19 protein-coding genes and 1 pseudogene are annotated in these 24351 nt (G+C 70.2%); 10 read left to right on the top strand and 10 right to left on the bottom strand.

Annotated features, from left to right (window positions below):
- Positions 1-93 precede the first annotated feature (93 nt).
- From AB0N66_RS20375 to AB0N66_RS20360, 4 genes are read right to left on the bottom strand one after another with little or no spacing between them, the layout of a single operon-like run.
- Positions 94-1254: an acyl-CoA dehydrogenase family protein gene (locus AB0N66_RS20375; protein ID WP_365436828.1), complete on the bottom strand. Its 1161-nt coding sequence runs from the start codon at positions 1252-1254 to the stop codon at positions 94-96.
- Between the two features lie 11 nt (positions 1255-1265).
- Positions 1266-2213, bottom strand: a complete 948-nt coding sequence (locus tag AB0N66_RS20370) for a hydroxymethylglutaryl-CoA lyase (RefSeq protein WP_365436645.1) — start codon at positions 2211-2213, stop codon at positions 1266-1268.
- Complete coding sequence (locus tag AB0N66_RS20365) at positions 2210-4189, bottom strand: acetyl/propionyl/methylcrotonyl-CoA carboxylase subunit alpha (protein WP_365436642.1); 1980 nt, start codon at positions 4187-4189, stop codon at positions 2210-2212. Before AB0N66_RS20365 ends, AB0N66_RS20370 begins: the two co-directional genes overlap by 4 nt.
- An 8-nt stretch (positions 4190-4197) precedes the next feature.
- Positions 4198-5817, bottom strand: coding sequence for a carboxyl transferase domain-containing protein (locus AB0N66_RS20360; RefSeq protein WP_365436639.1), 1620 nt, complete (start codon positions 5815-5817; stop codon positions 4198-4200).
- An 86-nt stretch (positions 5818-5903) separates the two neighbouring features.
- Here AB0N66_RS20360 and AB0N66_RS20355 point away from each other — a divergent pair, with 86 nt between their 5' ends.
- The 6 genes and pseudogenes from AB0N66_RS20355 (at position 5904) to AB0N66_RS20330 (ending at position 10849) form a co-directional block, all read left to right on the top strand.
- Positions 5904-6497 (top strand): TetR/AcrR family transcriptional regulator, encoded by a 594-nt coding sequence (locus AB0N66_RS20355; RefSeq protein WP_365436636.1) that lies wholly within the window; start codon positions 5904-5906, stop codon positions 6495-6497.
- A gap of 172 nt (positions 6498-6669) precedes the next feature.
- Complete coding sequence (locus tag AB0N66_RS20350) at positions 6670-7827, top strand: acyl-CoA dehydrogenase family protein (RefSeq protein WP_365436633.1); 1158 nt, start codon at positions 6670-6672, stop codon at positions 7825-7827.
- A 95-nt stretch (positions 7828-7922) separates the two neighbouring features.
- Positions 7923-8789, top strand: coding sequence for an acyl-CoA thioesterase II (locus tag AB0N66_RS20345; RefSeq protein WP_365436630.1), 867 nt, complete (start codon positions 7923-7925; stop codon positions 8787-8789).
- A 26-nt stretch (positions 8790-8815) separates the two neighbouring features.
- On the top strand, positions 8816-9790 hold the full coding sequence (locus AB0N66_RS20340) for a cation diffusion facilitator family transporter (protein ID WP_365436628.1): 975 nt from the start codon (positions 8816-8818) through the stop codon (positions 9788-9790).
- 140 nt (positions 9791-9930) lie between these two features.
- A pseudogene (locus AB0N66_RS20335) lies at positions 9931-10152 on the top strand (hypothetical protein); the annotation flags it as partial.
- Positions 10153-10204: 52 nt separating this feature from the next.
- The gene (locus AB0N66_RS20330; protein WP_365436626.1) at positions 10205-10849 is read left to right on the top strand and encodes a dihydrofolate reductase family protein; all 645 of its coding nucleotides are present in this window, start codon (positions 10205-10207) and stop codon (positions 10847-10849) included.
- Between the two features lie 88 nt (positions 10850-10937).
- Here AB0N66_RS20330 and AB0N66_RS20325 read toward each other — a convergent pair whose 3' ends face one another.
- The gene (locus AB0N66_RS20325) at positions 10938-11726 is read right to left on the bottom strand and encodes a phosphatase (protein WP_365436624.1); all 789 of its coding nucleotides are present in this window, start codon (positions 11724-11726) and stop codon (positions 10938-10940) included.
- A gap of 278 nt (positions 11727-12004) precedes the next feature.
- Complete coding sequence (locus AB0N66_RS20320) at positions 12005-13873, bottom strand: helix-turn-helix domain-containing protein (protein ID WP_365436621.1); 1869 nt, start codon at positions 13871-13873, stop codon at positions 12005-12007.
- 190 nt (positions 13874-14063) lie between these two features.
- On the opposite strand from AB0N66_RS20320, the gene AB0N66_RS20315 reads away from it, so the two are divergent.
- The 3 genes from AB0N66_RS20315 (at position 14064) to AB0N66_RS20305 (ending at position 18371) form a co-directional block, all read left to right on the top strand.
- Positions 14064-15545 (top strand): sodium:solute symporter, encoded by a 1482-nt coding sequence (locus tag AB0N66_RS20315; protein WP_365436618.1) that lies wholly within the window; start codon positions 14064-14066, stop codon positions 15543-15545.
- Positions 15546-15648: 103 nt separating this feature from the next.
- The gene (gene speB, locus AB0N66_RS20310) at positions 15649-16689 is read left to right on the top strand and encodes an agmatinase (protein ID WP_365436616.1); all 1041 of its coding nucleotides are present in this window, start codon (positions 15649-15651) and stop codon (positions 16687-16689) included.
- The gene (locus tag AB0N66_RS20305) at positions 16686-18371 is read left to right on the top strand and encodes a thiamine pyrophosphate-binding protein (protein ID WP_365436613.1); all 1686 of its coding nucleotides are present in this window, start codon (positions 16686-16688) and stop codon (positions 18369-18371) included. Before speB ends, AB0N66_RS20305 begins: the two co-directional genes overlap by 4 nt.
- Positions 18372-18408: 37 nt before the next feature.
- Here the strand turns inward: AB0N66_RS20305 and AB0N66_RS20300 are convergent, their stop codons facing one another.
- The 3 genes from AB0N66_RS20300 to AB0N66_RS20290 form a co-directional block, all read right to left on the bottom strand.
- Positions 18409-18849 (bottom strand): ATP-binding protein, encoded by a 441-nt coding sequence (locus tag AB0N66_RS20300; protein WP_365436610.1) that lies wholly within the window; start codon positions 18847-18849, stop codon positions 18409-18411.
- A gap of 79 nt (positions 18850-18928) precedes the next feature.
- Positions 18929-19732: an endonuclease gene (locus AB0N66_RS20295; protein WP_365436607.1), complete on the bottom strand. Its 804-nt coding sequence runs from the start codon at positions 19730-19732 to the stop codon at positions 18929-18931.
- Positions 19733-19971: 239 nt separating this feature from the next.
- Positions 19972-22224 carry a glycosyltransferase family 39 protein gene (locus AB0N66_RS20290; protein WP_365436604.1) on the bottom strand — a complete coding sequence of 751 codons (2253 nt, stop codon included), beginning with the start codon at positions 22222-22224 and terminating at the stop codon, positions 19972-19974.
- A 412-nt stretch (positions 22225-22636) separates the two neighbouring features.
- On the opposite strand from AB0N66_RS20290, the gene AB0N66_RS20285 reads away from it, so the two are divergent.
- On the top strand, positions 22637-23491 hold the full coding sequence (locus tag AB0N66_RS20285) for a serine hydrolase (protein ID WP_365436601.1): 855 nt from the start codon (positions 22637-22639) through the stop codon (positions 23489-23491).
- A gap of 33 nt (positions 23492-23524) precedes the next feature.
- On the opposite strand, the gene AB0N66_RS20280 is transcribed toward AB0N66_RS20285, so the two are convergent.
- Positions 23525-24235: an SDR family oxidoreductase gene (locus AB0N66_RS20280; protein ID WP_365436598.1), complete on the bottom strand. Its 711-nt coding sequence runs from the start codon at positions 24233-24235 to the stop codon at positions 23525-23527.
- Positions 24236-24351 lie beyond the last annotated feature (116 nt).

The following is a 24351-nucleotide window of genomic DNA, read 5'->3' as shown; positions in this document are numbered from 1 at the left end:
AGCCGTGCCCCCGTGTCTCATCCGGCGCCCCCACGGATCACCTGTTCCACGACCCTATCCGCGTCGCCCGACCCCCCCGCTGCACCTCCAGGCTCAGCCCCCCACCCCCAACTCCCGCGCGATCAGCATCCGCTGCACCTCGCTCGTCCCCTCTCCGATCTCCAGGATCTTGGAGTCGCGCCACATGCGGGCCACCGGGTACTCGTTCATGAAGCCGTAGCCGCCGTGGATCTGGGTGGCGTCGCGGGCGTTGTCGACGGCGATGGTGGAGGAGTAGAGCTTGGCGATCGCCGCCTCCTTCTTGAAGGGCTCTCCGGCGATCAGGCGGGACGCGGCGTCACGCCAGCCGACGCGGGCCATGTGCGCCTTCATCTCCATGTCGGCGATCTTGAACTGGATGGCTTGGTACGAGCCGATGTTCCGGCCGAACGCGTGCCGTTCCTTCGCGTACTTCACCGACTCGTCCACGCAGCCCTGCGCAAGTCCGGTGGCCAGCGCCGCGATCGCGATGCGGCCCTCGTCCAGGATGCGGAGGAACTGGGCGTAGCCGCGGCCCTCCTCGCCGAGGAGGTTGGCGGCGGGTACGCGTACGTCGGCGAAGGAGAGCTCGCGGGTGTCCGAGGCGTTCCAGCCGACCTTCGAGTACGGGGCCGCGACGGTGAAGCCCGGGGTGCCGGACGGGACGATGATCGCGGAGATGCGCGGCTTGCCGTCGGGCTTGCGGCCCGTGACCGCGGTGACGGTCACCAGGCCCGTGATGTCCGTGCCCGAGTTGGTGATGAAGCACTTGGTGCCGTTGATCACCCACTCGTCCGTGTCCGGGTCGAGACGGGCCGTCGTACGCGTCGCACCCGCGTCCGAGCCGCCGTCCGGCTCGGTCAGGCCGAAGGCGCCGAGGATCTCGCCCGAGCAGAGGCGGGGGAGCCACTGCGCCTTCTGGGCCTCGGTGCCGAAGAGGTGGATCGGCATGGCGCCGAGTGAGACGCCCGCCTCCAGAGTGATGGCCACGGAGGAGTCGACGCGGGCCAGTTCCTCCAGCGCGATACCGAGGGCCAGATAGTCGCCGCCCATGCCTCCGTACTCCTCCGGGAACGGCAGTCCGAACAGACCCATGCGGCCCATCTCGCGCACGATCTCGTACGGGAACTCGTGCCGCTCGTAGAAGTCACCGATCTTCGGCGCGACGACATCGTGGGCGAACTCCTCGACCGTACGGCGGAGTTCTTCGAGTTCGGGGGAGAGGCGGTGGTCCAGGGACATGGGGATCACTCCTGGTGGGAGAGGGCACGGACAGTGCGGGACGGGCTGGGTCGGCCCAATTGGCCGGCCATCCACACGCTGGTGGCGGTGAGACGGCCGAGATCTACTCCGGTGTCGATGCCGAGGCCCTGGAGCATCCACACGAGGTCTTCGGTGGCGAGGTTCCCGGTGGCGGACTTGGCGTACGGGCAGCCGCCGAGGCCGCCCGCCGAGGCGTCGACGGTCGTGACGCCGTGCTGGATCGCGGCCAGGGTGTTGGCGAGCGCCTGGCCGTACGTGTCGTGGAAGTGCACGCCGATCGAACTGGTCGGCACGCCCTCCTCGTTGAGTTCGGCGAGCAGGTTCTGCACATGACCCGGCGTCGCCACGCCGATGGTGTCGCCGAGGCTCAGTTCGTCGCAGCCCATGTCGAGCAGCGTCTTGCAGACGCGGACCACCTGGTGGATGGGGACGGCGCCCTCCCAGGGGTCGCCGAAGCACATGGAGAGATAGCCGCGGACGTGCAGCCTCTCCTGCCGCGCGCGGGTCACCACCGGCTCGAACATGGCCAGCGCCTCGTCGACCGTCCTGTTGAGGTTGGCCGTCGCGAAGGACTCCGTGGCGCTGGCGAAGACGGCCACGCGGGTGGCGCCCAGGGCGAGGGCCCGGTCGAGACCGCGTCCGTTCGGTACGAGTACGGGGAGGTGGACGCCCGGCAGGTCCCGTACGAGGGGGAACAGGTCCTCCGCGTCCGCGAGTTGGGGCACCCACTTCGGGTGTACGAAGCTGGTGGCCTCGATGGTGGTGAGGCCCGCGTCGGCCAGGCGCCGGATGAACTCCGCCTTGATCTCCGTCGGGACCGTGGTGTCCTCGTTCTGAAGGCCGTCGCGCGCGCCGACCTCGTGGATCCGCACCTGCGCGGGAAGACCCTGGGCCGGTACGACCATGGGGAGGCCGAGTTCGGGGGTGCTCATGCCGTCGCCTCCTCTGCCAAAGGCTCCGTCAAAGGTTCGGTCAAAGGCTCCGCCAAGGGCTCGGCCGGCGTGATGACCGCCAAGACCTGGTCCATGGCGACCGTCGTGCCCGGCGTGACGTCCAGCTCGCTCACGGTTCCGGCGTGCGGCGCGGAGATGACGTGCTCCATCTTCATCGCCTCGACTACCAACAGGCTCTGCCCGGCGACCACTTCATCGCCGACGGCGACCTTCACCACGGTCACCGTCCCGGGCATGGGAGCGGTGAGCGACTCGGCACCGGCGTGTGCGGCGCCGGTGAGGGACGCGGCCACGGGGTCGTGGTCGCGGACCTGCCAGGCGTCGCCGTCACGGCCCAGCCAGTCGCCGGCGCGGTGGAAGGTGTGGCGTACGCCGTCCAGGACCACCGACACCTGGTCGGGGGTGACGGTGTGCGTGCCGCGCGGAACGTACTCCACGGGGTCGAGCACGCGCAGATGGAATCCCACCGGCTTGGGTTCGCCCCCCAGCCGCCAGCCGCTCGGTACCGAGAAGGGGTCGGTCCAGCCGCTCGTGCGAGGCGTGAGGGCGTCGAGGCGTACGGCAGCCGCCGCCGCGTACACCTCCTCCGGCACCTCCGACGGGATCAGCGAATCCGCCTCCCGCTCCACCAGTCCCGTGTCCAGCTCACCGGCCACCACCGCGGGGTGGGCGAGCAGCCGCCGCAGGAACCCCGCGTTCGTCTGCACCCCCAGCGTCACCGTCTCCGCCAGCGCCGCCCGGAGCTTGCGGAGCGCGGTCGCGCGATCCGGCCCGTACGCGATGACCTTGGACAGCATCGGGTCGTAGAGGGAACCGACCTCGCTGCCCTCGCTCAGCCCCGAGTCGGTGCGTACGCCGTCGCCCTGAGGTTCGTGCAGCGCCAGCACCGTGCCGCCGGAGGGGAGGAATCCGCGCGCGGGGTCCTCGGCACACACCCGGGCCTCCACCGCGTGCCCCGTGAGCTTGATGTCCGCCTGCCCGTACGGCAGTTGCTCGCCCGCCGCCACCCGCAGCTGCCACTCCACCAGGTCGAGGCCCGTGACCAGTTCGGTGACCGGGTGTTCCACCTGGAGGCGGGTGTTCATCTCCATGAAGAAGTACGAGGACGGGTCGCTGCCCGGCACGATGAACTCCACCGTGCCCGCGCCCTCGTAGCCGCACGACCGGGCCGCCTGGACCGCGGCCTCGCCCATCGCGGCGCGGGTCCCTGCGTCGAGGAACACGCTCGGCGCCTCTTCGATGATCTTCTGGTGGCGGCGCTGGAGGGAGCACTCGCGCTCGCCGAGGTGGACCACGTGCCCGTGGGCGTCCGCCAGGACCTGGATCTCGATGTGCCGGGGGCGGTCGATCCACCGCTCGACGAGGAGGGTGTCGTCGCCGAAGGAGGCGCGGGCCTCGCGCCGGGCGGCGGCGATCTCGTCGGCCAGTGTCGAGGAGTCCCGCACCAGCCGCATGCCCTTGCCGCCCCCGCCCGCGCTGGGCTTCAGCAGTACCGGCATTCCGATCTCCCGGGCGGCGTCGGCCAGTTCCGCGTCCGTGAGCCCGCTGCCGGACGAGCCCGGGACCACCGGGACACCGGCCGCCTGCACGGTCTCCTTGGCGCGGATCTTGTCGCCCATCAGCGCGATCGCGTCCGAGGGCGGCCCGATGAAGACCAGCCCGGCATTCGCGCAGGCCTGCGCGAAGGAGGCGTTCTCCGCGAGGAACCCGTACCCGGGGTGCACCGCCTGCGCTCCCGTCCGCGCGGCGGCATCGAGGAGCCGGTCGGCCGACAGATAGCTCTCGGCGGCCGGCGCCGGACCGATCCGTACCGCCGTGTCCGCCTCGCGCACATGCCGGGCGTCGGCGTCGGCGTCGGAGAAGACAGCCACCGAGCGCACGCCGAGCGAGCGGAGCGTGCGGATGACCCGGACGGCGATCTCTCCCCGGTTGGCCACAAGTACCGTGTCGAACATCAGGTCCCTCACATCCGGAAAACGCCGAACTGGGGTTCACCCAGGGGCGCGTTGGCGCAAGCGGTCAAGGCAAGCCCCAGCACCTGCCGGGTCTCCATCGGGTCGATCACGCCGTCGTCCCAGAGGCGGGCCGTCGCGTAGTAGGCGCTGCCCTGGCGCTCGTACTGCTCGCGGATCGGGTCCTTGAAGGCCTCTTCGTCCTCGGCGGGCCAGGACTCCCCGCGCCCCTCCAACTGGTCGCGCTTGACGGTCGCGAGGACGGAGGCGGCCTGTTCGCCGCCCATCACGGAGATCTTGGCGTTGGGCCACATCCACAGGAAGCGCGGCGAGTACGCCCGGCCGCACATCGAGTAGTTCCCCGCTCCGTACGACCCGCCCACCACCACGGTCAGCTTCGGCACGCGGGTGCAGGCGACGGCCGTGACCATCTTGGCGCCGTGCTTGGCGATGCCCCCGGCCTCGTACTGCCGTCCCACCATGAACCCCGAGATGTTCTGCAGGAACACCAGGGGGATGCCCCGCTGGTCGCAGAGCTCGATGAAGTGGGCGCCCTTCTGGGCCGATTCGGAGAACAGGATGCCGTTGTTGGCGACGATCCCGACCGGGTGGCCGTGGATGTGTGCGAAGCCGGTGACCAGGGTCTGCCCGAACTCCGCCTTGAACTCGGCGAAACGCGAACCGTCGACCACGCGCGCGATGACCTCGCGTACGTCATAGGGAGTGCGGGAGTCGACCGGCACCGCGCCGTACAGCCCGTACGGGTCCACCTTCGGCTCGACCGACGCCGCGACCGCCCAGGGCAGGGGCCCGCGCGCGGGGAGGGTGGCGGCGATGTTCCGGACGATCCGCAGCGCGTGCGCGTCGTCCTCCGCGAGATGGTCGGTGACACCCGACACACGCGCGTGGACCTCGCCGCCGCCCAGTTCCTCGGCGGTGACGACCTCGCCGGTGGCGGCCTTCACCAGGGGAGGGCCGCCGAGGAAGATCGTGCCCTGATTGCGCACGATCACGGCCTCGTCGCTCATCGCGGGCACGTATGCGCCACCGGCCGTGCAGGAGCCGAGGACGGCGGCGATCTGCGGGATCCCGGCACCGCTCATCCGCGCCTGGTTGTAGAAGATCCGCCCGAAGTGCTCGCGGTCGGGGAAGACCTCGTCCTGCATGGGCAGGAAGGCTCCTCCGGAGTCGACGAGGTAGATGCAGGGGAGGCGGTTCTCGAGCGCCACCTCCTGGGCGCGCAGGTGCTTCTTGACCGTCATCGGGTAGTACGTGCCGCCCTTGACGGTCGCGTCATTGGCGACGACCACGCACTCGCGGCCGCTCACCCGGCCGATCCCGGCGATCACTCCGGCGGCCGGGGCCTGCCCGTCGTACAGCCCCTCCGCGGCCAGCGGGGCCAGCTCCAGGAAGGGTGATCCCGGGTCCAGGAGTGCGTCCACGCGGTCGCGCGGAAGCAGCTTTCCGCGCGCGGTGTGCCGGTTCCGCGCACGCTCGCCGCCACCCAGCCGGGCCGCGGCCAGCTTCTGCCGCAACTCCTCGCCCAGCGCGCGATGGGCCGCCTCATTGGCTCGCCAGGCCTCCGACGCGGGGTCCCCCGCGCTCGTCAGCTCCGGTGCCTCGTGGTGCATTGCGCGGACCCCTCAGCTTGTTAATGAGCGTTAACGCGTTTCCTCCAGGTTAACGACCGCTAACCTCTCTGTCTAGAATTACTTTCATGGCCACGAGAACCGACGCCCCCACCCGTCGCGAGCAGATCCTCAAGGAGGCCGCCCGGCTGTTCGCCGAGCGCGGCTTCCACGGTGTGGGAGTGGATGAGATAGGCGCCGCGGTCGGCATCAGCGGCCCCGGTCTGTACCGGCACTTCCCCGGCAAGGACGCGATGCTCGCCGAGCTGCTCGTAGGGATCAGTGGGCAGCTGCTGACCGGCGCCAAGGGGCGCCTCGCCGAGGCCGACGGGAACCCGTCGGAGCGGGTCCTCGACTCGCTCATCGAGGGGCACATCGACTTCGCCCTCGACGACCGCCCCCTGATCACCCTGCACGACCGCGAGCTGGACCGCCTCCGCGACAGTGACCGCAAGCTCGTACGACAGCTTCAGCGGCAGTACGTCGAGCTGTGGGTGGAGGTCGTACGCGCGGTCTATCCGTCCCTCTCGGAGCCCACCGCCCGCTCGGCCGTGCACTCGGTCTTCGGCCTGCTCAACTCCACCCCGCACCTGGGACGCCCGGGATCACTGCCGGGCCGTGCCGCCACCGCCGCGCTCCTGCACCGGATGGCGCGGGGTGCCTTCGAGGCGGCGGGGGCGTGACGAGCGTCTCGGGGCCGTTGGTCTGGACGACGGTCGCGACTGCCCGGTAACATGTGGCTGAGCAAGCGCTTAGCCATAGGGCCGCAACCATCAATTGAGCAACCCCTACGGCGAGCGCAACCACATACGCGAGAGCGGCGGCGGTTCAGCCGCGAAGAAGGGGTGTCGGCAGGTGCGCCGTACTGTGTTCAACGAGGACCACGAGGCGTTCCGGGAGACCCTTCGGGCCTTCATCGAGGCCGAGGTCGTCCCCGTCTATGACGAGTGGTTCGCCGCGGGCCAGGCGCCGCGCGACTTCTACTACAAGCTTGCCGAGCTCGGCGTCTTCGGCATCCGCGTGGACGAGGAGTACGGCGGCGCGGGCATCGACTCGTACAAGTTCGAGGCCGTGATGTCCGAGGAGACCGCGCGCGCGGGTGTCTCCTTCGGCGGCTCCGGTGTGCACGTGCTGCTGGGCCTGCCGTACATCAAGGCGCTCGCCACCGACGAGCAGAAGAAGCGCTTCCTGCCGAAGTTCGTCTCCGGCGAGGAGATGTGGGCCCTGGCGATGACCGAGCCGGGCACCGGTTCCGACCTCGCGGGCATGAAGACCACCGCGAAGCTCTCCGAGGACGGCACGCACTACGTCCTCAACGGCGCCAAGACCTTCATCACCGGTGGTGTGCACGCCGACAAGGTCATCGTCTGCGCCCGCACCTCCGCGCCCACGGCCGAGGACCGCCGCTTCGGCATCTCGCTCTTCGCCGTGGACACCAAGTCCGAGGGCTACTCGGTCGGCCGCAAGCTGGACAAGCTCGGCCTGAAGACCTCCGACACCGCCGAGCTGGCGTTCGTCGACGTGAAGGTGCCGCTGGAGGACCTGCTCGGCGAGGAGAACAAGGGCTTCTACTACCTCGGCGGCAACCTGCCCTCCGAGCGCTGGGGCATCGCGTTCGGCGCGTATGCGCAGGCCGCGGCGGCCGTCCGGTTCGCCAAGCAGTACGTCCAGGAGCGCGTCGTCTTCGGCAAGACGGTCGCCCACTTCCAGAACACCAAGTTCGAGCTGGCCGCCTGTCAGGCCGAGGTGGACGCCGCGCAGGCCGTCGCCGACCGCGCCCTGGAGGCCCTCGACGCGGGCGAGCTGTCCCCGGCCGAGGCCGCGAGCGCCAAGCTGTTCTGCACCGAGGTCGCACACCGTGTCATCGACCGCTGCCTTCAGCTGCACGGCGGCTACGGCTTCATGAACGAGTACCCGATCGCCCGCCTGTACGCGGACAACCGCGTGAACAGGATCTACGGCGGCACCAGCGAGATCATGAAGTCGATCATCGCCAAGGACATGGGCCTGTAGTCAAAGGCGTGGGCCTGTAGTCAAGGACACGGGCCTGTAGTCAAGGACACGGGCTTGTAAGGTTCCCGAAATTACTGGCCAGTAGAAATGGCTCCATGAGTCAGGCACTTCAGTCTCTCCTCGATCTGCTCGACCTCGAGCAGATCGAGGAGAACATCTTCCGCGGCCAGTCCCGGTCCTCCGTCGTCCCACGGGTCTTCGGCGGACAGGTCGCCGCACAGGCGCTCGTCGCCGCGGGACGGACGGTCCCCGACGACCGGTTCGCCCACTCGCTCCACTCGTACTTCCTGCGCATGGGCGACGCCGGCGCGCCCATCGTCTACACCGTGGACCGCATCGGCGACGGCCGGTCCTTCACCACCCGCCGGGTGGTCGCGATCCAGCACGGGCAGCCGATCTTCCACCTCTCCGCCTCCTTCCAGAAGCACGAGGAAGGCTTCGACCACCAGACGCCGATGCCGCCCGCGCCCGACCCCGCCACGCTGCCCACGGCCGAGGAACGGCTCACCTCGTACGAGAACCTCGACCCCGAGGTCGTGGCCAGGATCCTGGAAACGCGCGCCGAGGTCGATCTGCGCTACGTCGACGACCCGCCCTACGGCAGGTACGGGCAGCCGCGTGAACCGCGCTCGCAGGTGTGGTTCCGCGCCAACGGCAAGCTCGCCGACGACCCGCTGCTGCACGTCTGCCTCGCCACCTACGTCTCCGACATGACGCTCCTCGACTCCATCCTGCTCGCCCACGGACGCGGCGGCTGGGCCGTCGGCGACGTCGTCGGCGCCTCCCTCGACCACGCGATGTGGTTCCACCGGCCGTTCCGCGCCGACGAGTGGCTGCTGTACGACCAGGAGTCGCCGTCCGCGTCAGGCGGGCGGGGCCTCGGTCAGGCCCGCATTTACACGCAAGAAGGACAACTGGCGATAACGGTGATCCAGGAGGGCGTGGTCCGCGTCCCACGGTGAGCAACCCCCGGGTAAGACTGGGAGACATGGCTGAGGTTTCTGAGCAGGACAGCGGCGGCGGCGAGAGCACCTCCACGGTGCTCGTCGCCGCCGCCGCCAATCTGGGGATCGCGCTCGCCAAGGCCGTCGCCGGGGTGATCAGCGGGTCCAGCGCGATGCTGTCGGAGGCGGCGCACTCGGTGGCGGACACGGTCACCGAGGTGATGCTGCTGGTCGCGCTGAAGCGCAGCGAGAAACCGGCGGACGAGGAACACCCACTCGGCTACGGCCCCGAGCGCTACATCTGGGCGCTCCTCGCGGCCGTCGCGACCTTCGTCGGCGGTGCGGTGTTCTCGCTCTACGACGGTATCCACACCCTCGTCGCGGGCGAGGAACTCGGCGACCCGCTCATCTCGTACATCGTGCTCGCCGTCGCCTTCCTCCTGGAGGGCTACTCCCTGCGCACCGGTGTCCGCCAGACGCGCGGCGAGGCGAAGCGCGTCGGGACCTCCTTCAAGCTCTACCTCCGGCACACCCCCGACACCGCGGTGAAGGCCGTCGTCATGGAGGACACGGCCGCCCTGGCGGGCCTGCTGCTCGCAGCGGGCGGTCTGCTCGGCGGGCAGCTCACCGGCTCCGGGGTCTGGGACGGCCTCGCGTCCCTGTGCATCGGCGTACTCCTGCTGTACGTCGCCTGGGTGCTCGGCCGCTCCAACGCGGAGCTGCTCATCGGGCGTCCGCTGCCCAAGCAGATGCGGGAGCGGATCCGGGCCGAACTGCTCGCGATGGAACACGTGGAAGCCGTACTGGAGTTGACGACTCTCGTGCAGGGGCCGCACGAGGCGCTGGTCGCCGCGAAGGTCGACTTCCGGGACGCGTCGACCGCCGCCCAGATCGAGTGGGCCTGCGAGCAGGCGGAGCAGCGGCTGCGGGAGGTGTTCCCCGGGGTGAGCCGGCTGTACCTGGATCCGACGCCGGGGTACGCGCAGCGGCGCGAGGAGGGGCTCAACCCGTGGCCGTGACGGGCGGTACGCGTGGCCGTACCTGTTGCCGTGGCGGGCGGTACCCGTGGTCCGGTTCTCGCCAACGGGACCTGTGAGCGGGGCTCGGCGGGCGGCAGGATGGGACGCCGAGGCGCGAGGGGGAGGCATGACGGTGACCGGGCGCCGACATCCGCAGCTGGGCGAAGAAGAACAAGGTCGAGCCGTGCTTCACCCCGACCTACGCCCCGTGGGCGAATCCGATCGAGGCGCACTGCGGACCACAGAGGCCGTTCACCATCGCCAACTCCCACCACCCCAACCACGCCGTGCAGACCCGGGCACACCTTGGGAGAAAGCTACGGGCCGCTGTCGATCCGGCCACGTCCCGTTCGACGTCCTGATGTGGGGCACTTCGCCACACGAGGATGCGACAGGACCTGACGAGGAAAACACGTGGATCAGCTACTGAAAGGCATGAACTTCAACGTCTCAAGTGACGGAATCGGTGCCGGTGAGCACCAGAGCCTCGAGAGCCCGTTCGGCCACGCCAATCCCGAGAGGCTGTTCGCCTGGGCCGGCGCCACGGCAAGCTGGCCCATGCGCACCGAGCCCGGAGGCAGCCGCGGCCTCGACGACTACTTCACGCGGGACTTCGCACGCGACATCGGCGCCGAGATCATGGGCCGCAACAAGTTCGGCCCCCAGCGCGGGCCCTGGCACGACCATGACTGGCGCGGCTGGTGGGGTGACGAGCCCCCGTTTCACACCCCGGTGTTCGTCATGACCCACCACGAACGTCCCTCGCTCACGCTCTCCGACACCACATTCCACTTCGTCGACGGCGACCCGATGACAGTCCTCGAACGGGCGCGGGAGGCGGCACAGGGCAAGGACGTCCGACTCGGCGGCGGAGTCACCACCATCCGGCAGTTCCTCGACGCCGACCTCGTCGACACCATGCACGTGGCGGTCGCGCCGGTGAAGCTCGGGTCTGGCCTTCGCCTCTGGGAGTCACCCGATGACCTGCTCGACCGGTTCGATCTCGAGGTCGTGGCCAGCACGAGCGGCGTTGCGCACCACCTGTTCTGGCGGAGGTGACACGAGGCACAGACCCGGCGAACCTACGCGGTCACAGCACTAGCGGGACGGGCGCCGTCGTCGATCGCCGGGATCTGGCTGGACCGGGTCAGGCCAGGCCCGCCGCGTTCAGCAGGTACGCCGTCATCGGGTCGTAGTACCGGGGGCTGATGACGTGGTCGTCCAGCGGGATCGTCACCTGGAGGGTGCCTTCGGACTCGGCGAGGAACAGGGCGGGGTCGTTGCAGTCGGCGTACCCGATGGAGTCGATGCCCTGCTGGCCCGCGAAGCCGGCCCAGCCGTGGTCGGCGAAGACCAGGTCGGGCAGCGGCCGGCCCTCGCGCTCCAGACCGCCCAGGATCGAGCGCATCGGCTCACCCGAATGGGTGTGCCAGAGGGTGGCGCCGTGCTCAAGGACCGCGACGTCCGCGAACTGCATCACGTACCCCTCGTCCGTCTGCAGCCCGTCCGGGATGACCACGATCTCGCAGCCGGCGGCGCGCAGGGCGGCGGCGGTCGCGCGGTGCACGTCGAGCAGGCCGCCCGGGTGCCCGGTCGCGAAGAGCACGCTCTGGGTGCCGTCGGCCGCCTTGCGCAGTCGCGCCGCCGCACGGTCCAGCGCGTCGACCGTCAGCTCCGGGTCGATGGTGTCCTGGCCGTACCGGTACTCCGGGTCGTCGTTCACGCCGCAGCGTTCCGCCATCACCGCGAGCACGTCCTGCTCGTCGGTCCAGCGGTCGCCGAGCTCAAGGCCGAGCCACCAGTTGCGCTCGCCGTTCGCCAGCTTGCGGTAGTGAGAGAGGTTGTTCTCGCGGGGCGTGGCTACGTCGCCCGCGATGCGCGTCTTGACGAGGTGGTCGACGAGCTCTTGGCGGCTGGGGATCCCGGGTATCGGCATAGGTCCATTGTGCCGTCGCTCCCGGTGTGCGACCCGGATGTCCCGAACCCTGGGATACGGGTCACTTGGGCGTACGAGGGTGAGTGGACCCCGGATGCCCTGTTGCCGCCGGCCTGTGCGGGCCCGCGACGCCGCTCCGCGGCGTGCCTTCCCCGCCCGCTCCGCGGCAAGACACTCCCGTCCGCTCCGCGCCCGCCGCTCCGCCGCTCCGCGGCTCCGCGGCAATTTTCCCACCCACCACCCGACTCGGTCACCTGAAAGGCTTGCCTCCGCGCCCCTCACCCCGCCCGCAACGCGAACCACAACTCCATCCGGACATCCGGATCATCGAGGTCCGCCCCCAGCAACCCCGCACAACGCGCGATGCGTTGGCGGACCGTATTGCGGTGGACGGACAGAGCCACCGCCGTACGGTCCCAACTGCCGTGCAGGGAGAGCCAGGTGCGGAGGGTCTCGATGAGGGCGGAGTTCGCGGCGATGGGCGCGAGGAGAGCGCGGGCGTGGGCCTCGGCATCCGGCGGGGGGACGAGGTCGGCGAGCGCGGAACGCTCACCGTGGCGGACCAGCGCCGTACGGGTGGCCCGGGCGCGGGCCAGCGCGCGGGCGGCCTGCGCGTCGGCCGCCGCCCACTCGTGCGGGCCGGCGGGCGCGCTGACCCCGCAGGTCCAGCCCGCCTGCGGGGCGGGCTCACCGTCGCCGGGCACAAGGACGCGTACGACGTCACCGCCCGCGTCGACCAGCGCGGAGCCCAGCGCCGCCCCGAGCGCGGACGCGGCGACGGCGTCCGGAGCGGAACCGTCCCCGGCGGGCCGCGCGTGTACGACGACCCAGCGCTCCCCGCCGCCCAGCAACGGCGCGACCGCCTCCGGCGAGGCACCCAGCAGCAACCGCACGAGCGCCGCCGACCGCGCCGCCCCGCTCCCGCTCTGCTGCTCCCCGGTGAGGAGGGAGAGCAGCACGGCCGCCACGGAGGCAATGGTGTGATCCCCGGGCTCACGCCGCGACGCCCCGACCCCGACCCCAAGTACGAAGCCCTGCCCGGCCCCGAGGGCGTAGGCGGCGAGGTGCGTGCCACCTACGGTGTCGGTGGCGGAGGAGGGGGCGGGGCCGGTGGGCCCGCCCTGGGTCCCCCCGGGCCGCACGACCCGGGCCAACTCGGCGAGGGCGTGCTCGGCGGGGGTCTGTCCAGCCGACGTCTCTTGTCCAGCCGACGTCTCTTGGACGGCCGGCGCCGCTTGCGCGGCCGGGTTCCGGACGGCCAGGGTCTGCCCGGCTGACGTCCGTGCGACCGGAGCCTGCGCGCTCGGCGCTTGCCCGGCCGAGGCCTCTGCTGCGGGAGTCTGCCCGCCCGAGGCCTGCCCTTCCGGAGCTTGCCTGCTCGGCGCCTGGGTGCCCGGAGCTTGCCTGCCCGGTGCCTGCCCTTCCGGAGCTTGCCTGTTCGGCGCCTGGGTGCCCGGAGCTTGCCTGCCCGGTGCCTGCCTGGTCGGCGTCTGCCCGACCACACCCCGCCCAGCAGCCCCCTCCGCCCCCGCCACCCTGCCCGCCCGCGCCAGCTCCGCCCCCTCCGGCCCGTACAGCACGGCCCAGCCGCCCACTCGCTGGGCGAGCTGTCGTAGCACCGCCGGTACCGGATCCGGGCGGGCGGCGGCCGCGGCGAGGCTCTGCTGGGCCTCTGTGACGCGGCGCAACTCCGTGTGGCGGGCCTGGGCCATGAGTTGCCAGACCGCGCGGGCCACGCCCGAGAAGGTGGTGCGGGGCGGGACCTCGATGAGGGGGAGGCCGTAGGTGTCGCAGGCCGCGACCAGGGCGCGCGGGACCGTGTCGTGGACCGGGGCCACACCGAAGCCGAGGGCTGCGCCACCCGCGGCGACGATGCGGGCGACGTAGTCGTCGAAGTAGGTGCCGGAGCCCGCAGCCTCCGGGATGTGGACGCCGGCGGTGAGGAGCAGTTCGCCGCCCAGCAGATACGGGTACGGGTCCGCCATCTCCGACGTGTGCGCCCAGTGGATCACCGTGTCCGGGTCGGAAGGCCCGGCGATCTGGTGCAGGCCGAGGTCCTCCCTGGCCAGCAACGCGGAGAGCGGCACCGGCGGGGTCGGCGGTACGGGCGGGACAAGTGAGACAGGTGAGGTGGATGCGTCCGGCATGAGTGGACGTTCCCTCCATCCAGATCAGCGGCAATGGATGAAACGTACACTTCAGTGTCTCTTTCCGGCCACCTAGTGTCGTGACCGCCGGCAGCCGCGGGTACGGGCGGATGTCCCCGCGACCAGCACCGGCCAAAGCTCCCCACACATCACCTGCACGACACGCCACCGAGCGCGCGGAGGAGACCCCATGGCCGTCGACTACACAGTGATCGTCGTCTATCTGGCCGGCATGCTGGCGATGGGCTGGTGGGGCATGCGCCGCGCCAAGTCGAAGAGCGACTTCCTCGTCGCGGGGCGGCGCCTCGGTCCTGCCATGTACTCCGGGACCATGGCGGCGATCGTCCTCGGCGGCGCGTCCACCATCGGCGGGGTCGGCCTCGGCTACCAGTACGGGCTCTCCGGCGCCTGGATGGTCTTCACCATCGGGCTCGGACTCCTCGCGCTGTCCGTCTTCTTCTCCGCCCGCATCGCCCGCCTGAAGGTCTACACCGTCTCCGAGATGCTCGACCTCCGCTACGGCGGCCGCGCCGGAGTCATCTCCGGTGTCGTGATGTGGGCGTACACCCTCATGCTCGCCGTCACCTCGACCATCGCGTACGCCACGATCTTCGACGTCCTCTTCGACATGAACCGGACGCTCGCGATCGTCCTCGGCGGCTCGATCGTCGTGGCGTACTCGACGCTCGGCGGCATGTGGTCGATCACGCTCACCGACATGGTGCAGTTCGTGGTCAAGACCATCGGTGTGCTGCTCCTGCTGCTCCCCATCGCCGTCGTGAAAGCTGGTGGGTTCAGCGAGATGAAGGCGAAGCTGCCGACCGAGTACTTCGACCCGCTGGGCATCGGCGGCGAGACGATCTTCACGTACGTGCTGATCTACACGTTCGGCATGCTGATCGGGCAGGACATCTGGCAGCGCGTGTTCACCGCGCGCAGCGACACCACGGCGAAGTGGGGCGGCACGGTCGCCGGTACGTACTGCCTGGTCTACGCCGTCGCGGGCGCCGTCATCGGTACGGCGGCCAAGGTCATGTACCCGACGCTGCCCAGCGCCGACGCCGCCTTCGCGACCATCGTGAAGGACGAACTCCCGGTCGGGGTACGGGGTTTGGTGCTCGCGGCCGCCCTCGCCGCCGTGATGTCGACCTCCTCCGGCGCGCTCATCGCCTGCGCCACCGTCGCCAACAACGACATCTGGTCGCGACTGCGGAGAGCCGCCCCGGGCAAGGACGACAAGGACGGCAAGGACGGCGAAGAGCGCGACGAGGTCAGGGGCAACCGCGCCTTCATCCTGATCATGGGCATCGCGGTGATCGGTACGGCGATCGCGCTCAACAACGTCGTCGAGGCGCTGACCGTCGCGTACAACCTGCTGGTCGCTGGACTCCTCGTCCCGATCCTCGGCGGACTGCTGTGGAAGCGCGGCACCGCACAGGGCGCGCTCGCCGCCGTCGTGGTCGGCGGCGGCGCGGTCATCGGCCTGATGGCGACGTACGGCATCCTCGCGAACGAGCCCATCTACTACGGGCTGCTCTCCTCGCTCGCCGTGTACGTGATCGTCTCGCTGGCCACGCCCGCGACCGACGCCGCCGTACTGGCCGCTTGGCGGGAGCGCCTCGCGGGCCGGGCCGCCGAACCCTTGTCCGAGCCGGTTCCGGCTCACCAGTAGAGTCGTACTGGAGGTACTTAGCCGTACTTAGCCGTACTTAGCAGTAGTTGGTTTTACTTAGTTGTACATACGCGACGTTGCGTAGGAAAGAAGGCATGTCATCATGAGCGGCAACGAGACGCCCCGCGGCCCCGTCGACTCGTCCCGCGTTCCGCGGTACGCGGGCCCCGCGACCTTCGCCCGGCTGCCGCGCCTCGACGAGGTCGGCACCGCCGATGTCGCCGTGGTCGGGGTGCCGTTCGACTCGGGCGTCTCGTACCGGCCGGGCGCCCGCTTCGGCGGCAACGCGATCCGCGAGGCGTCCCGGCTGCTGCGCCCCTACAACCCCGCCCAGGACGCCTCCCCCTTCGCCCTCGCGCAGGTCGCGGACGCCGGTGACATCGCGGCGAACCCGTTCAACATCAACGAGGCCGTGGAGAGTGTCGAGGCGGCGGCCGACGAACTGCTCGGCACCGGCGCCCGGTTGATGACGCTGGGCGGCGACCACACCATCGCGCTGCCGCTGCTCCGCTCCGTCGCCAAGAAGCACGGCCCCGTCGCGCTGCTCCACTTCGACGCGCATCTCGATACCTGGGACACGTACTTCGGCGCTGAGTACACGCACGGCACGCCGTTCCGCCGGGCGGTGGAGGAGGGCATCCTCGACACCGAGGCGCTCTCGCACGTCGGCACCCGCGGCCCGCTGTACGGCAAGCAGGACCTCACCGACGACGAGAAGATGGGCTTCGGCATCGTCACCTCCGCGGACATCTACCGGCGCGGCGCCGACGAGGTCGCCGACCAGCTGCGCCAGCGCATCGGCGACCGCCCCCTCTACATCTCCATCGACATCGACTGCCTCGACCCGGCGCACGCGCCCGGCACCGGGACGCCGGAGGCGGGCGGCATGACCTCCCGCGAACTCCTGGAGATCCTGCGCGGGCTGTCGTCCTGCAACCTGGTCTCGGCGGACGTGGTGGAGGTGGCGCCCGCGTACGATCACGCCGAGATCACCGCGGTGGCCGCGTCCCACACGGCGTACGAACTCACCACGATCATGTCCCGCCAGATCGCGCAGGCTCGTAAGGACGGTGACCGGACCGTGCAGGCTCGTAAGGACGGCGACCGGATCGCCCAGGCTCGTAAGGACGGCGAAGCGAAGTGACCCACGACCACGACCTGGTGCTCCGGCCCACGGCCGCCCAGACCTCGGCCGCGCTGAACCCGCCCCCCGGGCGCAACGGCGGGGACCTGGTCGTGGAGACCCTCACCGGTCTCGGCGCGACAACCGTCTTCGGCCTGCCCGGCCAGCACGCGCTGGGCATGTTCGACGCCCTGCGCCGCTCGTCCCTCCAGTACGTGGGCCTGCGCGTCGAGAACAACGCGGGGTTCGCGGCGGACGCGTACGGCCGTATCACCGGCGAGGCGGCCCCGCTGCTGCTGTCGACCGGTCCGGGCGCGCTGACCTCGCTGGCCGCGCTCCAGGAAGCGGCCGCGGCTTCCTCTCCCGTCCTCGCCATCAGCAGCCAGATCCCAACCGCCGGGCTCGGTGGCGGACGCCACGGCTATCTGCACGAACTCCCGGACCAGCAGGCGTCGTTCAGGGGAGTGGTGAAGTCCGTCCACACGGTCCGCAGCCAGTCCCAGATCCCGTCGGCGATCGCGGCGGCGTGGGAGTCGGCCCTGACGGTTCCGCACGGCCCGGTGTGGGTGGAGATCCCGCAGGACGTCCTCCTCGCCGAGACGGCCCTGCCGGTGGTGACGGCGATGGACGCGACCCCCGAGGACGTCGTCCCGCGCCCCGAACTCACCGCACTGGCGGCCCACTTGCTGTCGCACGCCGCCCGCCCCGCGATCATCGCGGGCGGCGGCGTCGTACGAGCGGACGCGTCCGGCAAGCTCCGCCGGCTCGCCGAGAAGTTGAACGCCCCCGTCGTCACCACCTTCGGCGGCAAGGGCGCCTTCCCCTGGGAACACCCGCTCTCCCTCCAGTCCTGGCTGGAGGACCGCCACACGACGGACTTCCTTGAGGACGCGGACGTCCTGCTGGTGGTGGGCTCGGGCCTGGGTGAACTGTCGTCGAACTACCACACGTTCAAGCCCCGGGGCCGGGTCATCCAGATCGAGGCGGACCTCGGCAAACTGGAGTCCAACCACCCGGCGCTGGGCATCCACGCGGACGCACGGCTCGCGTTGTCGGCGCTGTTGGAGACGGTGTCCGACCGGGAGGACGACACGGCGGCGGAGCGGGTGCGTACGGTGCTCGCCCGTGTCGGGGAGCGCATCGCGGCCCAGGAACTCACTCTGGAACAGGACGTGTTGGCGGCCGTCCGCCGGGCGCTTCCGGCCGGCTCCCCGTCCTTCTGGGACATGACGATCCTCGCCTACTGGGCCTGGTCCGCCTTCGACCCGCGCGGCGCGAACGCCATGCACTCCGCCCAGGGCGCGGGCGGCCTCGGCTACGGATTCCCCGCGGCACTGGGTGCGGCGACCGCCGACCCGACCCGCCCGGTCCTCGCGGTCTCGGGCGACGGCGGCGCGTTGTATTCGATCGCCGAACTGGCCACGGCCAAGCAGTACGACCTGAACGTCACCTGGCTGATCGTCGACGACGGCGGCTACGGCATCCTCCGCGAGTACATGGCGGATGCCTTCGGCCAGTCCACGGCGACGGAGCTGACCCGCCCGGACTACGTGGCCCTCGCCGAGTCCTTCGGGGTGCCGGGCGTGCGCACGACCCCCGAGACGCTGGAGACGGACCTGTCGAAGGCCCTGGCGACGCCCGGCCCTTCGGTGGTGCTGCTCCCGGCGGTACTGCGGATGTTCGCGCCGACGCACCTGGACTGACCGCCACGACACCCCGGGGTCACCTGGCTCATCTGTCTCACCGGGGCAGCGCCAGCTCCGCCCAGGTCGCCTTTCCGGTGCCGTGCTGCCGGGGGCAGAAGCCCCAGCGTTCGGCCAAGGCCTGGATCAGGGTGAGCCCTCGGCCGCCTTCGTCTCCGGGGGTCGCATGCCGGGGAAGGGGCCGGCGGTCGTCCGCGTCGGCGACCTCCACGCGCAGGAGTCCGTCGTACGTCGCCAGGCGCAGGCCGAGCTCGCGGCCGGGCGGGGTGCACGCGTGCTTGAGGGAGTTGGTGATCAGCTCCGAGAGCAACAGCTCGGCCGTTTCGGCCACTTCGCCGACGATCTGCCAGTCGGTGAGCTGGGTGCGGAGCAGCTGCCGGGCGTGCGGAGCGCTGCGCGGGGTGCTGGGGAGCTGCCAGGTGGTGTCGGTGACAGCGGTGTCGGTGACAGTGGTGTTGGTGGCGGCGGCTTCGGGCATGGGGTCCCCTCCTGGCCGAGCAGGTTACGGAGGTTGAACTCCCCGCCGGATACGGGGAGTTCAACCGGTCAGTCCGTGGCTACCAGATCGCCTCGACCCACTCGGGGTGGTCGATGAACGGGTTGCGGTTGTGCTGGTAGTTGTCGTAGATGAGCTGGTTGCGCTTCTCCTCGAAGGCGCTGGGCGGGTCCGCCTCGTTCCACGCCTTGAGGACGGAGAGCTTGCCCATGTAGGGGTTGCTGCCGTTGTTCACCAGCTGGTTGGGCTCGAGGTTGGCCCAGCCGTCGTCACCTTCGTAGCGGACGGTCATGTAGAGGATCATGCGGGCCACATCGCCCTTGTCCGCGGCGCGCGGCTCGAACGAGTCGGAGTCGGTGAGGCTGCCGCCCCCGCCGGTGACCGAGCTGCCACCGTTGTCGAAGTCCTTGTTGCCGCGGATGCTGTTGACCTGGACGTCCGCGGGACGCAGGTGGTGCAGGTCCGTGCCGGGGCCGGTCGCCTCGCCGAAGTCACCGTGGGACTTGGCCCAGGTGTGCTCGCGGTTCCAGTCGCCCACGTCGCCGCCGTTGAGGGACTTGGCGCGGGAGACGCCGCTGTACAGCAGGATCACGTTGTTGCTGTTGTTCGGGTCCTGGTCGGTGACCTTGAGCGCGTTCCAGACCGCGTCGTACGAGATCTTGGTCTGGGGGGCGATGATCGTGTGCAGCGAGGACTTCAGGCTCGTGCCGGTCTTGCCGATCGCGTTCTTGTAGTACGTGGTGTCGTACGCGTTGGTTGTGGCGGCGGCGGGGGTCGCGGCCACGGTCGGGAGGGTGAGGCCGACGAGCACGGCGGACGTGGCCACCGCAAGCGCCTTCCATCTGCCTATCTGCGCAACGGACATGGGGGGTGCCCTTTCCCGTAATCGGCACGCTTCCGATCGCGATGCTCGGCTGAACGAGGCTGCGATCTACGCGTGTTGACTTTTTCGGTAAACGGGAGCGTGGCATGTCTTGGGGGTCGACCGTGTAACCAGTGAGAGGCGTTTGTGTGACGTTCCGGAATAGAGAGCAACCCCTGACCGTGGGAACGGTCAGGGGTTGCTTCAGTCGAGGGTTTACCCCAACTGGCCGAGGGTTTCCCCTAGTTGACGTCTGACGGGTCGAGCCGGTACAGCGACTGGGTGTTCTGGGTTCCGGTCGCTGTCTCGGAAGCGGAGGACGAGGCGGTGCTGCTGTACTCGCTCGCCTTCACCGCCGTACCGTTCTTCTCCACCCAGGCCGTCACCTCCGCGCTGAGGCTGTCGGTTCCGCCCTGTCCGCCGCCCAGGCCGCCGCCGAGCTGGACGTAGTGCAACTCGCCCTTCTTCACCAGCTCCTTGAGCTTGGCGAGCGTCATCGCCTGGTCGGTGCCGGTGAAGCCCCACATGGAGATCACGGGCTGCTCGGTGCTCACGATGAGCTGTGAGGCGGCCTGCGAACCGGACACCGCGAGCAGCCACTTGGCGCCGTCACGGTTCTTCTCCAGGTAGCTGATCAGTGCGGTGTCCGAGCCTTGGCTCTCGCGACCGCCCATGGCGCCGCCCATGCCGCCACCCATGGCGCCGCGCTGGCCACCGGCCGCACCGCCACCCGCGGCACCGGCCGCGCCGGTCCCGCCCGCGCCGTTCGGAGGCGTACCAGTACCGCCGCCCGGTCGCGCACCGCCCTGCTGGCCCCCGGGCATCCCGCCGCCCGGTGCGCCGCTGGGCATGCCGCTCGGCGGCGTACCGGTGCCACCGGCCTGACCGCCGCGGCCCCCGGCCTGACCTCCGGCCTGGCCTCCGGCCACGGCGGCACCGCCGCCCGGACGGCCGCCCCCGCCACCGAAACCGCCGCCGCCCGTCGAAGGCCCGGCCGTCGGGTTGGTACCGCCCATGCCGCCGCCCGTGCCCGAAGGCACCGACGCGGCGTACGCGGCGGGGCCGGCGATCGACGCCACGATCGCCGCGACCACGGAGGCCGTGAGCAGCCGTGCCCGGTGGCCGGAGCGGAAGACGAGCAGACCCACGATCGCCAGCACCATGACCACCGTGATCGCCGGCCACAGCCAGGTGTTCCAGTCGGTGGTCCGGCGCAGCAGTACGACGGCCCAGATCGCGGTGACCGCGAGGCCGGCGGGCAGCACCCACGCCCACTTCTTGTCGGTGCGGAAGGCGCGCAGCAGTAGCGCTCCGCCGCCTCCGCACAGTGCCGCGATGCCGGGCGCGAGCGCGGTCGTGTAGTACGGGTGCATGGTGCCCTCGGCCATGCTGAAGGTGAGGAAGTGGAGCGCGGTCCAGCCGCCCCACAGCACCAGCGCGGCGCGCGTCAGGTCCGTGCGCGGTGCGCGGCCGCACAGCACCAGGCCGCCGACCAGCGCGATGCCCGCGAAGGGCAGCAGCCAGGAGATCTGGCCGCCCAGGACGTCGTTGAACATCCGGCCGATGCCGGCGGTCCCGGCGAAGGTACCGCCGCCACCTCCGCCGCCACCCGCGCCGTTGCCGTCGCCGCCGAATACGCGGCCGAAGCCGTTGTAGCCCATGATCAGGTTCCAGGCGCTGCCGTCCGTCGAGCCGCCGATGTACGGCCGGTCGGAGGCGGGCACCAGGGAGACGGCTGCCGCCCACCAGAGGCTGGAGACGGCCAGCGCCACGGCGGCCAGCGCCAGGTTCACGGCCTTCTTCTTCCAGCCGAGCTTCGACGCGTACAGGTACACGGCGAAGACGGCCGGCAGGGCGATGTACCCCTGCAGCATCTTCGTGTTGAAGGCGAGTCCGAAGCAGACCGCCGAGCCGAGCAGCGGCAGCAGCCTGTCGTCCCGCGTCGCGCGCAGCGCCAGCGCCGCGCCCGCCACCATGAGGAAGACGAGCAGTGTGTCGGGGTTGTTGTCGCGGTTGATGGCCACCGTGATCGGGGTCAGCGCGAGGACCAGTGCGGCCACGAGGGCCGCTCCGTGCCCGAAGACGCGCTTCACGGAGGAGTGCAGGATCCAGATGGTGCCGAGCGCGGACGCGATCAGGGGCGCCATCATCTGCCATGTGCCGAAGCCGAAGACGCGGCAGGACAGGCCCATGACCATCAGTACGACGGGCGGCTTGTCGACGGTGAGGAAGTTGCCCGCGTCCAGCGAGCCGAAGAACCAGGCCTTCCAGCTCTGCGTGCCGCTGAACACGGCGGCACTGTAGAAGCTGTTCAGGCCGGACGAGGACAGACTCCAGGAGTACAGGATCCCTGCCAGCAGCAGGACCGCGATCAGTGCGGGGAGTGACCAGCGCGGCGCCTTGTCCGGTGGCCCGGGGGGTACGGGCGGCGTCGGAGTGGGCGAGTCGGGGGCGGCCACAGGGGCGTGGGGGTGTGGGTCGGTGGCAGATGTCACGGGTGGATCCTCCGCGACCGGGGTGGGCGACAGCTGTGCTGAACCTGGGGCTTCGCTGTGGGTGGGTGAAGGAGGGCCCATGAATGCGTATGAATGTGCAAAGGCACCGGTGGACACGGTGGCCCCGCCGTGGGGATCAAGACACCCGGGGCTGAGTTCGAGGAGCACTTGAGGCAACGCGTCGGTGTGGCCGTCCGCCGACCGATGTCGCCGGCCTCACACCTCCAAATCAACGGTGACCGGCGCGATGTCGCCGACCTCACACCCCCAAATCAACGGCGACCGGCGCGATGTCGTCGACCTCACACCTTCGAGGCAACTGTCGTACAACCATTCGCCCCATCCTGTGAGTCAAGAGATGTGAGCGTGCCGGGGGCGCGCTCATATCGCTTCTAGGGGATGGGAAGCCTTCATGACTCACCGAATATCGCGGCGTACCCGTGTGCTCGGCGCGGGCATCGGCGCCGGGATGCTCATACCGTTCGTGGCCGCCGCCACGCCCGCCGCCGCGGCGACGGCACCGCAGGTCAGCTGTACCTCTGCGAAGGCGGCCCTGGCCACCAAGCTGAAGAAGGACATCACCGCGGCGCTCGTGAACCGTACGGGGACCATCGCGGTCGGGCTGTACGACCGTACGACGAAGACGACCTGCACCCTGCGGAACAGCACCGCGTACGACTCGGCCAGCGTCGTCAAGGTCACCGTCCTGGCCACGCTGCTCTGGGACGCCAAGAAGCACAACCGCTATCTCACGCAGCGCGAGTCCGACCTCGCCAAGGCGATGATCACCAAGTCGGACAACACCGCGACCAGCACCCTGTGGAAGCAGCTCGGCCTGACGAAGATCAAGGGCTTCCTCACCGCCGCCGGGATGACCCAGACCAAGCCGGGCGCGAACGGCTACTGGGGCCTGACCCAGATCACCGTGCGCGACGAGCAGAAGCTGCTCGCGCTCAGCACCGCGAAGAACTCGGTGCTGAGCGACAACGCCCGCGCGTACATCCTCAAGCTGATGGGCCAGGTCATCTCGTCACAGCGCTGGGGTACGCCGGCGGGGGCGCCCGCCGGTGTCGCCGTGCACGTCAAGAACGGCTGGCTGTCGCGGGCCACGCACGGCTGGCGGGTGCACAGCGTCGGCACCTTCAAGGGCGGCGGCCACGACTACACGATCACGGTCCTGACGCACGGCAACAGCACCATGCAGTACGGCATCAACACCATCCAGGCCGTGGCCAAGGTCATCCACAAGGATCTGGCGGCGAGCTGAAGCCCAAGCCCCTGACGCCTAAGACGCCGACCCCTAGGACGCAGGCACCACCTGCGGATACAGCACGCCGGGGTCGGCGGACAGCGCTGCCTTGAGGGCGGCCGTCGCGTCGTCCGCGATGACCTCGATGCGGCCCGCCTCGATGCCGTCAAGAGCGGCGCGTACGACATCGGCGGGATCGTTCTTCTCGATGTCGAAGTCGGCCATCATGTCGGTGTCCGTGCTGGCCAGGTGCAGGCCAGTGACGAGGGTTCCCTGGGCGGCGAGTTCGAGGCGGACGCCGTTGGTGAGGCTCCACTCGGCCGCCTTCGCCGCTCCATAGGCGTTGGCACCGTCGTATGCCAGCCACGACATCGCCGACAGGACGTTCAGGATCGCGCCGCCCTCGTTCGCGGCCAGGACCGGAGCGAACGCCCGGACCACATCGAGCGTGCCGAAGAAGTGGGTGTCCATCTCCAGCCGGATCTTGTCCAGGTCTCCGGCGATGAGGTTCTGGGAGGTGAAGACGCCGGCGTTGTTGATCAGGAAGGTGACGTCGGGGGCGGCGGCTGCCGCGGCGGCGACCGACTTCGGGTCGGTGATGTCGAGCCTCAGCACCTCCACACCGGGGATGTCGACGAGCTCGGGCCGGCGTGCGGTCGCGTACACCTTGGCCGCGCCCCGCTCCAGCAGCTGCTGGGCGAAGTGCCGGCCGATGCCGCGGTTGGCGCCGGTGACGAGGGCGACGGAGCCTGCGATCTTCATGGGTGTCCTCCTGGATGGACCCGGGTGGGTCCCTGCGCCGCTACGCTAAAACCTGACGTTGACGTCAGAGGCAAGGGCTGTGATCCGGAACACCAAGGAAGAAACGGTCCGGGACT

This window comes from Streptomyces sp. NPDC093544, from assembly GCF_040683495.1.
Taxonomy (GTDB): domain Bacteria; phylum Actinomycetota; class Actinomycetes; order Streptomycetales; family Streptomycetaceae; genus Streptomyces.
The sequence above is the reverse complement of the archived record's forward strand: the minus strand, read 5'-3'. Positions and strand labels throughout refer to the sequence as shown.